The organism is Thermodiscus maritimus, assembly GCF_055382595.1.
Map to the genome: position 1 here is coordinate 575789 of NZ_AP042434.1, position 12370 is coordinate 588158.

At 52.8% G+C, this 12370-nt stretch carries 14 protein-coding genes and 1 pseudogene; 12 read left to right on the top strand and 3 right to left on the bottom strand.

Translation table 11 applies throughout. The features are described 5' to 3' along the window. Positions 1-34: 34 nt before the first annotated feature. From ACZ47H_RS03170 to ACZ47H_RS03195, 6 genes and pseudogenes are all read left to right on the top strand, one after another. Entirely contained in the window at positions 35-472 is a 438-nt protein-coding gene (locus ACZ47H_RS03170) for a CBS domain-containing protein (RefSeq protein ID WP_464933741.1), read from the top strand. Positions 473-520: 48 nt separating this feature from the next. After that, on the top strand, positions 521-1339 hold the full coding sequence (locus ACZ47H_RS03175; RefSeq protein ID WP_464933742.1) for a CBS domain-containing protein: 819 nt from the start codon (positions 521-523) through the stop codon (positions 1337-1339). Positions 1340-1378: 39 nt separating this feature from the next. Then, complete coding sequence (locus tag ACZ47H_RS03180; RefSeq protein ID WP_464933743.1) at positions 1379-1921, top strand: Mut7-C RNAse domain-containing protein; 543 nt, start codon at positions 1379-1381, stop codon at positions 1919-1921. Beyond that, on the top strand, positions 1902-2603 hold the full coding sequence (locus ACZ47H_RS03185; RefSeq protein ID WP_464933744.1) for a TIGR00296 family protein: 702 nt from the start codon (positions 1902-1904) through the stop codon (positions 2601-2603). Before ACZ47H_RS03180 ends, ACZ47H_RS03185 begins: the two co-directional genes overlap by 20 nt. A gap of 25 nt (positions 2604-2628) precedes the next feature. Then, on the top strand, positions 2629-2805 hold the full coding sequence (locus ACZ47H_RS03190; protein WP_464933745.1) for a protein translocase SEC61 complex subunit gamma: 177 nt from the start codon (positions 2629-2631) through the stop codon (positions 2803-2805). 14 nt (positions 2806-2819) lie between these two features. After that, positions 2820-3182, top strand: a pseudogene (locus ACZ47H_RS03195) (KOW motif-containing protein); the annotation flags it as partial. An 86-nt stretch (positions 3183-3268) separates the two neighbouring features. Here the strand turns inward: ACZ47H_RS03195 and ACZ47H_RS03200 are convergent. Beyond that, the gene (locus tag ACZ47H_RS03200; protein WP_464933746.1) at positions 3269-3994 is read right to left on the bottom strand and encodes a phosphoribosyltransferase family protein; all 726 of its coding nucleotides are present in this window, start codon (positions 3992-3994) and stop codon (positions 3269-3271) included. A 96-nt stretch (positions 3995-4090) separates the two neighbouring features. Here ACZ47H_RS03200 and ACZ47H_RS03205 point away from each other — a divergent pair, with 96 nt between their 5' ends. The 6 genes from ACZ47H_RS03205 (at position 4091) to ACZ47H_RS03230 (ending at position 10342) form a co-directional block, all read left to right on the top strand. Then, entirely contained in the window at positions 4091-4606 is a 516-nt protein-coding gene (locus tag ACZ47H_RS03205; protein WP_464933747.1) for a 50S ribosomal protein L11, read from the top strand. 105 nt (positions 4607-4711) lie between these two features. Next, positions 4712-5350, top strand: coding sequence for a 50S ribosomal protein L1 (locus ACZ47H_RS03210; protein ID WP_464933748.1), 639 nt, complete (start codon positions 4712-4714; stop codon positions 5348-5350). Between the two features lie 21 nt (positions 5351-5371). Then, positions 5372-6397 (top strand): 50S ribosomal protein L10, encoded by a 1026-nt coding sequence (locus ACZ47H_RS03215; RefSeq protein WP_464933939.1) that lies wholly within the window; start codon positions 5372-5374, stop codon positions 6395-6397. A 67-nt stretch (positions 6398-6464) separates the two neighbouring features. Next, entirely contained in the window at positions 6465-6806 is a 342-nt protein-coding gene (gene rpl12p / locus ACZ47H_RS03220; RefSeq protein WP_464933749.1) for a 50S ribosomal protein P1, read from the top strand. Positions 6807-6882: 76 nt separating this feature from the next. Further along, complete coding sequence (gene alaS, locus ACZ47H_RS03225) at positions 6883-9603, top strand: alanine--tRNA ligase (RefSeq protein ID WP_464933750.1); 2721 nt, start codon at positions 6883-6885, stop codon at positions 9601-9603. A gap of 7 nt (positions 9604-9610) precedes the next feature. Further along, positions 9611-10342 carry an HAD-IIA family hydrolase gene (locus tag ACZ47H_RS03230; protein ID WP_464933751.1) on the top strand — a complete coding sequence of 244 codons (732 nt, stop codon included), beginning with the start codon at positions 9611-9613 and terminating at the stop codon, positions 10340-10342. Positions 10343-10410: 68 nt separating this feature from the next. Here ACZ47H_RS03230 and ACZ47H_RS03235 read toward each other — a convergent pair whose 3' ends face one another. Together ACZ47H_RS03235 and ACZ47H_RS03240 are read right to left on the bottom strand one after the other, a co-directional pair. Beyond that, on the bottom strand, positions 10411-11397 hold the full coding sequence (locus ACZ47H_RS03235) for a zinc-binding dehydrogenase (protein WP_464933752.1): 987 nt from the start codon (positions 11395-11397) through the stop codon (positions 10411-10413). Positions 11398-11454: 57 nt separating this feature from the next. Further along, on the bottom strand, positions 11455-12303 hold the full coding sequence (locus ACZ47H_RS03240; RefSeq protein WP_464933753.1) for a helix-turn-helix transcriptional regulator: 849 nt from the start codon (positions 12301-12303) through the stop codon (positions 11455-11457). Positions 12304-12370 lie beyond the last annotated feature (67 nt).

Genomic DNA, 12370 nt, shown 5'->3' on the forward strand with positions numbered 1-12370 from the left:
CAACCAGTCTTCTATACCATGGGTGAAGGTAGGATTGTCGAGTGTTCCAGAAGACCTGAGATGCGAAGATATAATGAGCACGCCGCCAGTGACAGCGTCGCCCCATGAGACCGCTTCGGCAGCTGCTAGGATAATGATAGAGAAGAACGTGGGAAGCCTTATCATTACAGATGAGAGGGGGAGCCTCCTCGGGATCGTGACTAAAACGGATCTCGTTAGAGGAGTCGTCGCTCCCGGCAGGGATCCTGGGAGCGTAATGCTGGGGGAGATCATGACGAGGAACCCATACTATGTGACAACTGATTCGCTAGTAAAGGAGGCTGCAGAGATAATGGGGTCCTATGGGATAGGCCACCTCCCCGTGATAGACGCAGAGAGCAGGAAGGTTGTAGGCGTCATATCAATGAGGGATATAGTGCGGCTAGCACCACACTATATAGATCTGGCTCTAATGAAGCGTAGGATGGAATAGGATAACATAATATGGCTTTGAATGGGATTGACTAGGGGGTGTAGATTCATGTTTGAAGAGGTGGCCCTGAGGACCATAGCTGAAACGATGACCACAGAGTATCCGGTTCTCGACAAGGACTACTCGCTGGCGGCGGCGTTAGACGAGATGGAGAAGTACAAGACAGATAGGATAATCCTAACCGAGAAGGGCGAGATAAGGGGAATACTAACTCTTAGAGACGTAATCTTTAAGCTGGGCACTGTTAGAACCAAGCAGACAACGCCATCAGCACTCCACGCATCAAGCTTCATGAGCACCCCTGTCTTCACTCTCGAAAAGAACGAGACGCTGCTCAGGGCGGCTAAGGAGATGACGTCGCGGGGGATAACGAGTATACCGGTGGTCGAGGATGGTAAGCCTGTAGGACTCCTATCTAGGTGGGAGCTAGCAAGGTTGATCAGCGAGGCTAAGGCGAGTAGCGACATTAGTGTCAGGACTGTTATGAAGACTCCACCCGTCTCCGTGGGGCTACAGACAAAGATACTCCACGCACGCCAGCTAATACACCAGCACGACCTAAGCGTTATCCCCGTGGTTGAGGATGGAAGGTTCGTTGGAGTGATAGGGGTAGATGAGATAGCCCTCATCTTTATAAAATACTATGAGCTATCAAGAGGAGAGCCGAAGAGGATAACACCCCTCAAGTACCTTGTTGTCGCAGACGCTATAAAGCTGAGGCCGCCAAGTGTAGATCCAGACGCTCCATTATCAGAGGCAGCATCCAAGATGCTGGAGCACAGGTACAGGGCGGTTGTTGTCTTGGATAATGAGAGGCCCGTTGGAGTCATAACCGGGCTCGAGCTCGCAAGAGTACTAACAATATAGCCTCCCCTCAATAATCCTTCTCTAAATGCAGTGGTAGAGATGAGTAGCGAGGATAATGGAACAAGTAGGAACGATAAGAAGACAGCCATGATAGCCGACGCCATGCTCGGCGAGGTTGCACGGTGGCTGAGGATACTCGGCTACGACGTATTATATTCTAGGAACTACAGCGACTACCAGATCCTAAGCATAGCCAGGAAAACTGGCAGAGTCATACTAACCAGGGACTGGGGCCTGCATGTAAGGGCTCGTAAGCAGGGCCTCCGTTCAGTATACGTCTCCACTGATAAGATTGCTGAGAGGCTCGCGGAGCTCGTGTTAAAGCTCGGTATACACCTTGACCCCGATCCTTCGAGGAGCCGTTGTCCCGAGTGTAACGCGGAGCTCGTGGTAGTGAGGGATAAAAAGCTGGTCAAAGACAGGGTCCCTCCCGGTGCTTATGAAAGGTACTCTACATTCTACTTATGCCCCCGGTGCGGCAGAGTATACTGGGAGGGGGGTCACTGGAGGAATATCCGGAAAATAGCTGAAGAGGCTAGAAGGCTGGTGGAGGCGGTGAAGCATGCTGGGAAAACCAGTTGATCCGGAGGAACTCTCACACAGGCACGGAGAATACCTGGTGAAATTCGCTAGGAGGGTCCTGGAGCACTATTTCAAGGAGGGGCGTCCTCCCACTCCTCCGGCAAACGTCAATCCTCTGCTGAAAAGGCCTGGGGCAGTATTCGTGACGATTGAAACCTACTACGGTGAGGGGAAGCGTGAGCTTAGAGGGTGCATAGGTGTAACCAGGCCTGTGAAGCCATTGATAGAGGCAGTAATAGACTCCACTCTAAACTCCGCTTTCAACGATCCAAGGTTCCCGCCTATGGAGGAGTATGAGCTGGACCAGGTGACATTCGAGGTCTCAGTCCTATCAGACTACGAGTACCTCGGTGACACGCCTGGCGAGAGGCGCGGGAATATACTGATTGGGAGGGACGGATTGGTGGTGGAGAGGCCCCCGTATGCTGGCCTCCTCCTACCAAGCGTTCCGGTAGACGAGGTATGGGATAGGACAACTTTCCTCTCAGAGACATGTATAAAGGCTGGACTATGGCCCGACTGCTGGCTCGACAAGGCTACAAGAGTATACAGGTTCAGGGCTAGGGTTTGGAGGGAGAAATACCCGATGGGCCCGGTGGAATACAGGAGCCTAAGAGACGAGTACCATGCGAAACTAATTAAACTGGGCATAAAGCCAGACTTATTCGAGGAGGCATTATAGCCTAGTCTACTGCGGTGGCAAGGGGATGGTGACGAGCAAGTTAAAGGAGTACTGGAATGCGTGGAGGAGAATACTCGTCCTCTCGAGGAGGCCCGACGAAGAGGAGTTCATGCTGCTTACAAAGCTAAACTTTCTGGGATTCACCCTGGTAGGAGGAATAGCCTACATCATCCACCTAGTATACGTGCTATTAACAAGCTAGAGTGGTGGTAGAAGGTGTCGGAGCAAGAGCACCCGTCAAGGTTCTACGCCATCTACGTAACAGGTGGAACCGAGGAGAGAGTTGCCCTAGTACTCCGACAGAGAGCACTGGCTCTCGGCTTAGATATTAGAAGTATAATAGTGCCGCTCGAGCTGAGGGGAACCCTCATAGTAGAGGTTGGCAACCCGGGAGACCTCTTCGACCTGATAAGGGGTTTAAGGGATGTGAAGAGGAGGAGGCCAGTGCTAATCAAGAAGGAGGAGGCAGTCCGGCTCGCCGCTCCAGTCGTTGAAGTACCAATGGTGTCCAAGGATCAGATAGTGGAGATTGTGAGCGGCCCATTTAGGGGGATGAAGGGTAAGGTGGTAGAGGTCTACGAGACAAGGGGAGAAGTGGATTCTTGTTCTCCTCGAATCAGACTTCAGAATGATCATAACAGTCCCACTGGAGCAAGTCAGGCCTGTCAGCGAGGAAGCTTAATAGCCTCTCCTATCCTCACTATAGCGTCTATATCTCTAACCCCGGAGACCCTCCTCCACTCTTCCCCAAAGACTATGAGTGATAGGACTCCCTCCAGGCTAGCCCCGGCCTCCTCAATAATCCTCACCATGGATGACAACGTGTACCCGGACCTCACGAAGTCGTCAACGATCACAACCCTATCACGCCTCCTTATAGAGTTGTAGGGCACGTAGAAGGACCTGTTAATATTGGGCGGAGCAGTGACGTGGGCCTCGATCCACCTGAGGTGAGGGCTCGTCTTCCTCTTCCTAGCCACTATAACGTCTGCGTCTACATACATTGAGATTGCGGTGGCCAATACGACTCCACTCGTCTCGGGCACCAGGATCTTGGATACCCGTCTTCCCTCAAGGCGGAGGTAGAACTCTATCGCTATCAGGGTTAGGAGGTTCTTATCCATTAAGGGAAGCGAGGGATCTATCATGCCGTTCGGGCCTTCAGCCTCTCTAAGCACTAGGCTTGGGAGGTTGATCCTCTCCCGGAGAACATGGATGATCTTAACCGCCTGCTCATAGCTTGGAAGCGTCTGCCCAGTAGCATACCGGGAGAGCACTGAGGGGTCGATGCCGAGAACCTCGGAGAGGTATACGAGCTTATAGAACCTCCTAGCAGCCCTTAGCATTTGTACAGCCAGTATCCTCCTATTCGTCTTCTCCAGCTTGTTCAATAGCTGGATACCCCGGGTTATCGTAGTGATGGGGGATGGGATAGGATTAAAATTCACTGTTGATCGCCTCATAGGTGAGTGGTTGGTGGAGGCGGAATGCCCAGCGAGAAGACTGTGACAGTGCAGGTTGAGGGGGGCAAGGCTAGGCCGGGACCCCCACTAGGGCCTATGCTATCGCAGCTCGGATTGAACGTGAAGCAGGTGGTAGACGAGATCAATGAGAAGACGAAGCAGTTCGAAGGAATGACGATACCTGTCAAGATAATAATAGATACTAAGACTAAGAAGTACAGGATAGAGGTGGGAATACCCACTACCACCGCTCTCCTCTTAAAGGCTGTTGGCGCGAAGGAGCCTCCGGGCGACCCAATGCACCAGAAGATAGGAGATCTACCTATCGAGAAGATCATTGAGATAGCGTTGCAGAAGAAGCCCCAGCTCCTCTCTAAGACTCTGAAGGCCGCCGTCAAGACCATACTAGGGTCTGCTAGGAGCATTGGTATAACAGTGGATGGTAAGGATCCGAAGCAGGTGACGAGGGAGATAGAGGAAGGCCTCTACGACGCAGTCTTAGCCAAGTACGAAGAGGAGTGGGAGAAGGAGGAAGAGTAACCGAGTATTATTTAATCCCTACACCCAGATACACCATAAACGACTCCCCGGCGAGCATGCCCGGGGAGGAGGGCCCTTACACGGGGCCCGCTAGGGGGGTAAGAGATGTCTGTGGATGGAAGACTTGAGGAGGCAGTGTCTAAGGCGATCTCCCTGGGCAAGCCAAGGAGGTTCAAGCAGAGCATAGACCTAGTAATAGTTCTAAAGGACGTTGACCTCCGAAGCCCTGAGGGGAGGATAAGGGAGATAGTATATCTTCCCCACAAGCCCTCGAAGGAGCCCACCATATGCGTGGTGGCCGAGGGCGACATGGAGGTCAAGGCAAAGGCCCTGGGAGTCCCCGTGATTAATAGGGAGGAGCTCCAGAAGCTGAGGGGGGACAGGAAGGCTGCTAAAAAGCTCGCCAAGAAGTGTGACTGGGTCCTGGTTATGGCGCCGCTAATGGGTCTCGCTGGAGGGACCCTTGGACCAGCGCTAGGCCCTAGGGGTAAGGCGCCGACGCCAGTTCCTCCCAACGCTGATATCGAGGCTCTAGTAAACAGGTTCAAGTTTGCAGTATGGGTGAGGACTAAGAATCAGCCCCAGATAATGGTTAGGGTCGGGACGGAGGATATGAAGCCCGAAGAGATAGCCGAGAATATAAGAGCAGTTCTATCGACGGTTGAGGGCAAGCTCGGTAGGCAGAAAATAGCAAAAGTATATATTAAAAAGACTATGGGTCCCCCCGTCCAGGTCCAGCTCTAATGGGGGTGATTGGTTGTGAGTATGAAGGCTCTACACGCTAAGAAGAGGAGAGAGATACCCGAGTGGAAGAAGAGGGTTGTAGCGGAGCTAGAGGAGTACTTCAAAACCTACCCTGTAGTGGGCATCGCAGACCTAACAGGAATGCCCACCAAACAGCTCCAGCTCATAAGGAAGAAGTTTAGGAGAAACATTGTATTCAAGGTGGCCAAGAAGAACCTCATACTCCTCGCGGCGGAGAGGGCCGGGATAGAGAAGGAGAAGATAGAGAAGTACATAACAGGAAGCACAATGCTCCTCTTCACCAAAATGAACCCCTTCAAGATGGCCAGGCTCATAGAGAAGGAGAAGGTCCCGATCCCCGCGAAGCCAGGGCAGGTAACTGACAAGGAGATAGTCATACCCGAGGGAGACACAGGGATAACCCCTGGCCCAATGCTAAGCGTGTTCGGAAAGCTCAGGATCCCCTACGAGATAAGGAAGGGGACAGTCTACGTTAAGAAGGACACGGTAGTAGCGAAGCCGGGCGATGTTATAAGCACAGAGCTGGCTGGTCTACTACAACAGTTGGGCATACAGCCCTTCGAGGTAGGCCTAAAACTAGTGGCAGCCTATGACGGCGGGGTAGTAATACCGAGAGAAGAGCTCCTGGTAGACCTTGAGGAGTTCAAGAACGATGTGCTGGAGGCTGCTAGGGAGGCGCTAGGCCTAGCAGCGGAGATAGTCTACCTGCCAGTACCGGAGGCGGTAGAAGCGGCGCTAGTCAAGGCAGAACAGGCAATAAGAGCAATAGCTGGAGAAACCGGGTTCCTAACCAGCGACGTCGCAGAGTACGTGGTGGGAAGGGCGGTGAGCGAAGCCCTAGCAGTAATAGCAGCGCTAGGCGACAAAGCCAAGGAGCTGGGGATAGAAGAGATACCAGTGGCACAAGCGCCGGCACCCGCAGAGGAGAAGGCTGGCGAGGCCGAGGAGGAGAAGAAGGAGGAAGAAGAAGAGGAGGAGAAGGAAGTCGATCTAAGCGAGGGCCTAGGAGGCCTATTCGGCTTCTAGCCCCCAATATGATTTTTATATTCTAAAGCAAGCCGTGAAGTGACGGATGAGAGGTAGGTGGATGGAGATGGCGCAAGAGGGGAAGGCATACATCCACGCGGCTCTCGCACTCTATTATGCGGGCCAGGAGGTAAATGAGGAGAACCTCAAGAAGGTAATCGAGGCACTCGGCCTCCAGGTCGACGAGGCCAAGATCAAGATGCTAGTAGCAAGCCTAAGCGAGATCAACCTGGAGGAGGTGCTGAAGAGCGCAGTCGCAGCCCCAGTAGCGGCGGTAGCGGCAGCTCCAGCCGCAGCCCCAGCAGCAGAGTCCGGAGAGGCCGAGGAGGAGAAGAAGGAAGAGGAAGAGAAGGAGGAGGAGAAGGAAGTCGATCTAAGCGAGGGCCTAGGAGGCCTATTCGGCTTCTAGGCCCACCCACCCCGGAATCTATTCTTAACCTCTTAATCCCGTAAAGCCATCCTTCTCAAACTGGGAGGTTTAAGACATGACAGCCCCGATTGACCCGAAAGAATACCAGTTGGACTTCTTCAAGGAACATGGCTTTATCCGGAAGGAGGGTAAGAAGTGTAAAGGAGAATACTTCTGGACTCTCAACCCAGACTTTGAGGAGCCACAGGACACTCCATGCGTAGACTACTGGTTCGACAAGATACCATCATCACGTGTCCTATCAGTAGCTGAGGCCAGGAGGGAATTCATATCATTCTTCGAGGAAAACGGCCACACTCCAGTGAAGCCCCGCCCCGTAGTCGCCAGGTGGAGGGACGACCTATACCTGACAATTGCCAGCATAGTAGTGTTCCAGCCCCACGTCACAAGCGGCCTAGTACCTCCACCAGCCAACCCTCTAGTCATAAGCCAGCCCAGCATTAGGCTCGAAGACATAGATAACGTGGGTATAACGATAGGACGCCACCTAACAACATTCGAGATGGCAGCCCACCACGCCTTCAACTACCCCGATAAGAAGGTGTACTGGAAGGAGGAAACCGTTAGGCTAGCCTACGAGTTCTTCACGAAGAGGCTAGGCATTCCGCCGGAGCAGATAGTATTCAAGGAGTCCTGGTGGGAGGGAGGCGGCAACGCGGGGCCGAGCTTCGAGGTTACGGTTGGAGGCCTAGAACTAGCAACCCTCGTCTTCATGAAGTACAAGGTGGTCGACGGCCGCTACGAGGATATACCATTAAAGATAGTCGACACAGGCTATGGTGTTGAAAGGATTGCATGGTATACGAGGAAGACACCCACAGCATTCCACACAATATACGGTAGCCTCTTAGACAAGTACAGGAGCATTCTAGGCGTAGAGAAGCCGGAAGAGGCGATACTCTGGGCGGCCTTCAGGGCGGCAGGCAACCTTGACCCGGAGGATCCAGTGAGCCTTAAAGCCTACTATGAAAGAGTCGCCTCCAATACCGGAATAGACGTGGAGGAAGTTAGACGTGTCCTAGAAAGAGAGGCCAGGCTCTATAGTATAATAGACCACTCTAAAACAATAGCCCTAATGCTAGGAGACGGGATAGTCCCAAGCAACACCGGCGAGGGATACCTTGCAAGGCTTGTTATAAGGAGGGCGCTGAGACAATTAAGACTTCTCGGCGCCGAGGCATCCCTAGCCGAGCTTGTCGACATGCAGATAGATTATTGGGGCCGCGACTTCCCCCAGCTTGCCGAGAACCGCGACTACATACTAGACGCCACGAGTTGGGAGGAGGAGAGGTTCAAGGAGACTATCTCGAAAGGAGAGCAGATAGTCAGGAGGATGCTCAAAAAGAGAAGGGAGATCACAGTAGAAGACCTAGTAAACCTATACGACAGCCACGGTATACCCCCAGAAATAGTAGCGGAGCTCGCCGCCAAGATGGGCGTAAGGGTCCCTCTACCCCACAACTTCTACAGCCTGGTCGCCAGCAGGCATAAAGCTCCGGCCAAGATCAAGAAGGCTGAGGAGAAAGCGAGCCTACCAGATGATATAGTTGAGTGGGCCTCATCCTTCAATCCGACAAGGAAAGTCTACTACGAAGACCAGTATAAGCGGGTTCACGAGGCCCGCGTTATCGGGGTGAAGGGCAAGTACCTGATCCTCGACGAGACAATATTCTATCCCACCGGAGGTGGCCAGCTCCACGACACAGGCGTAATAGTCTATGACGGAGTAGAGTATAAGGTCGTAAGGGTGGAGAAGGCTGGTGGAACAGTAGTCCATGAACTCGCCGAGAAAGCTGATATACCGGTTGGAGCGAGGGTTAAGCTGATCATAGACTGGCCCCGGAGATACAGGCTAATGAGGCATCACACTTCGACACACATAATACTAGGTGCTGCGAGGAGAGTCCTCGGAGAGCACGTATGGCAGGCCGGCGCCGAGAAGACGCCGGAGAAGGCTAGGCTCGACATAACACATCATAAGCCCATAACAAAGGAGCAGCTCCGCGAGATCGAGAGGCTCGCCAATATGGTTGTTGACTCGAGAAGACCCCTTAGATTCATGGAGTTATCCCGTATAGAGGCGGAGGAGAAGTACGGTTTCAGGATTTACCAGGGAGGCGTGCCAAAGACGCCAACGATACGCCTCGTCGAGATAGAGGACTGGGATATAGAGGCCTGTGGAGGAACACACCTCAAGAACACGGGTGAGGCGGGAGCTATCAAGATCATATCAGCCTCAAAGATACAGGATGGCGTAGTTAGGCTAGAGTACGTGGCGGGTACAAGGGTTTCAGAGGTCGCAGAAGAGCTAGAGGACAAGATACAAAGCGTAGCCGAGGCGATAGGAGCGAAGCCCCAAAACCTAGAGGAGAAGGCAAAATCCCTGCTAGAGTCAATGGAGGCGATGGAGGAATCCCTTAGAAGATACCGTGAAATGTGGATAGAAGAACTCCTATCACGGCTAGAGAGGGACAGGTACGTTGTTGCAGAGGCTGTTGAAACCGATAGAAGGGTCATACAGGATGTATTGAGAAGACTGACCCAGAAAGTTGACGATGGACTCGTAGTAATCTACCGCGATGCTGAAGAAGGGACAGTGCAAGCCGATATAGCTATAGGCTCACAGCTAAATGTCAATCTCGGCGGAGTAGTAAGGGACCTCCTTAAATCCTATAACGGGAAAGGAGGAGGGAGCAAAACATATGCAAGCGCAAGACTACCCCGGAGCGCGCTGGACGATTTCGTGAGAAAACTAGTCTCCCGAGTCCTAGGGTGACCCTCTAATGCCCAACTGCTACGACGCACTAATACTAGACGTCGACGGGGTAGTCTGGCTCGAGGGAACCCTTATAGAGGAGAATATACGGGCAATAAGAAAAGCCATAGACGCCGGGGTAAATGTGGTATTCCTAACCAACAACGCCACCAGGAGCCGGAGGATCTACTCAATCCTCCTTTCCGACGCCATAGGCAGGGAGATACCAGAGTCCAGAATAGTGAACAGCGCCTACAGCGCCGCCGAGTGGTTGAAGAGGCACCGCGGCCCTTCGAGAGTCTACCCTATCGGGGAAGAGGGCCTTATAGTCGAGCTACAGCTCGCGGGCCACCTGGCCTTCAGCGTGACAGAGTGGAGGTATGCCGACACCGTTGTCGTGGGCCTCGACAGGCACATAACGTACCATAAGCTGATGGCTGCCCATAAAGCCCTCACCAGGAATAAAGCATTCTTCCTCATAACCAACAGGGACCCAGCCTACCCGGTAACGGGAGGAACAATACCGGGGGCTGGGGCCATAGTATCATTCCTAGAAACCTCTACTGGGAGGAAGGCAGACTATAACGCTGGAAAGCCCGAGAAGTGGATACTCGAGCTAGCACTGGAGCGGGCTGGGAAGCCGAGCAACCCCCTCCTCGTAGGAGATAGAGTAGACATTGACATGAGTATGGGTGTGAAGGCTGGAATAGACTCCCTCCTAGTCCTAACAGGAGTCACTAGGATACCCCCGGAGGATTGAAATGGGTTCATGGTCGCCGAGAGCCTCAGCAAGGCAATAGAGGATGGTTTAATAGGATTCTGCCGTGGCTAGGGCTCCAACACCATCCTACCAACAAGTTCTCCACTAGTAACGATCTCGTATGCCCTATTTATCTGAGAGAGGGGCATTTTCTCATAGAAGGCTCTAACCACCCCCTCACCCACTAGTCTTACAGCGGCCTCATACTCCTTCTTCGAGTAGGCGGCGGACCCGTGGATCTCCAGCTCCCTCATAACCAGCAACGCCGGCCTCAACAGCTCCAACGGCTCGCCCGAGATATTCCCGATTAGAACCATCCTCCCACGAGGCTTAAGGGCCCTCATAGAGTCGTTGAACGTGTACTTTCCAACCAGCTCGAGGACCACGTCAACCCTCCCCATCTCCCGGTAGAAGTCGAGGGATGTAACCGGGTTGACCCCGATCTCTCTGAGTATCCTAGCTCTCTCCGGGCTCCTCGTGTAGCCGTAGACCTCCGCACCAAGGAGGCGAAGGTATTGTACACCATGGATCCCAACCCCGCCGCTAGCCCCCGTGACAAGCACCTTATCGCCAGATGCTATCCTGGCAACCCTAGCCGCTCTCATCAGGGTGGCTACGCCGCAGACTGCCGCGGCATACTTTGGAAAGTCTTCGTCGGGGAGCTTCACCAGATTCCACTTGGGAACATATACGCGGTCAGCGTAGCCCCCCGGGATGTTCTCGCCGAGTATCAAGGCTTCACCAGGCCCACATATGGCTGCAGGGTCGGTATCCATCCTCCTCCTACACTCCTCGCTAACAACTAACGCTGGGAATACTCCAACGGGTTCACCATCATGATAGCCGAATACTTCATGTCCCAGCAGGAGCGGAGGCTTTAGGTTTCGGAAGCCACCCTTCCAAACCACAGTATCGCGCCCGCATACCCCGACAGCCTTGACCTCTACCTCGACCCAGTCCTCGGGCACCTGGTATTCAAACTCCCTGACAACGAAGGGTTTACGGAACTCTTCGAGAACCGCTCCCGTAACCCTCACGGTCCTATAACCATCCACTGGGAATCGGCCCCGGAGAAAGAATGTATATCTACAGGATATAATCTATTGTTTAATTTACCTATTCTTATCCTCCCCCTGATCCTCCTTTAACCTATATATTCTAACGCCGTTCTCCTCACTATACTCAATATAGCCCTCCTCTACCAGCTTCTTCAACCTCCTATACAAGGGTGTCTTCGGTATTCCTGTCTCATTCATCAGTTCTGGAGCGGTCATCGGTCTCTTCCTAAGTGCCTCCAGTATCCTCTCATCCCTGTCATCTAAGGTGCCCGCCTCCACTCTACTAGTGGGTGGAAGTTGTTCGCTGACACGGTTCCCCCTCCTGCGCATAATTATATAAATAATTACTGCAATAGCTATAATAATTAGGGCTATCCCAGCGTACAATCCGAGCCTGCTCTCTCCAGTAGGTGGGGAGGCGCTTGTCTCGCTTGTTTCACTCGAGCCTGGCGGAGGCGTAGTGAGGAATTGGCCGGGGAGGAGATAGTAGTTCAAGGTTATGCCGGCGCCTGCAGGGAAGAGCAGGGCTGTCTCATTCATTACTATCGTAGGGGTTGGAGTCGGATTAATGGATATTGGAACAGCGTTTGACGGCAGGAGTACGTATACAGGGCACTCCGGGGTGAATGATAGCGTCCATACATCTCCGTTCTTTGAGGTTAAGTTAAGCGTGTAGTAGGAGAGGGTGAAGCTTCCATTATCATATACTGTGACTACAGCGGTGGAACTATTATAGTCGAGGGGGAGCGGTTCTCCATTATAGTCCACTGCATATGCATAGATTGGTGGCGAGATGAAGTGTATCGTGACGTTTGCTGGAGCCTCTTTTACCTGTATCGTTTCGTTGATGAGAACACTTCCATCAGGGTATACTATCATGAGCGATTCGATACAGGAGTCCAACCCACCGGAAGAGGCTAGTGAAGGAGAAAATGTAACGCTTACAAGAAAAAGAAAGAATAGAGCTATA

Excerpts from the sequence above, each read along its gene's own strand:
- ACZ47H_RS03180 (WP_464933743.1), top strand. The coding sequence starts at position 1,379 with ATGAGTAGCGAGGATAATGGAACAAGTAGGAACGATAAGAAGACAGCC.
- alaS (WP_464933750.1), top strand. The coding sequence starts at position 6,883 with ATGACAGCCCCGATTGACCCGAAAGAATACCAGTTGGACTTCTTCAAG.
- ACZ47H_RS03215 (WP_464933939.1), top strand. The coding sequence starts at position 5,372 with ATGAAGGCTCTACACGCTAAGAAGAGGAGAGAGATACCCGAGTGGAAG.
- rpl12p (WP_464933749.1), top strand. The coding sequence starts at position 6,465 with ATGGCGCAAGAGGGGAAGGCATACATCCACGCGGCTCTCGCACTCTAT.
- ACZ47H_RS03190 (WP_464933745.1), top strand. The coding sequence starts at position 2,629 with ATGGTGACGAGCAAGTTAAAGGAGTACTGGAATGCGTGGAGGAGAATA.
- ACZ47H_RS03175 (WP_464933742.1), top strand. The coding sequence starts at position 521 with ATGTTTGAAGAGGTGGCCCTGAGGACCATAGCTGAAACGATGACCACA.
- ACZ47H_RS03205 (WP_464933747.1), top strand. The coding sequence starts at position 4,091 with ATGCCCAGCGAGAAGACTGTGACAGTGCAGGTTGAGGGGGGCAAGGCT.
- ACZ47H_RS03210 (WP_464933748.1), top strand. The coding sequence starts at position 4,712 with ATGTCTGTGGATGGAAGACTTGAGGAGGCAGTGTCTAAGGCGATCTCC.
- ACZ47H_RS03185 (WP_464933744.1), top strand. The coding sequence starts at position 1,902 with ATGCTGGGAAAACCAGTTGATCCGGAGGAACTCTCACACAGGCACGGA.
- ACZ47H_RS03230 (WP_464933751.1), top strand. The coding sequence starts at position 9,611 with ATGCCCAACTGCTACGACGCACTAATACTAGACGTCGACGGGGTAGTC.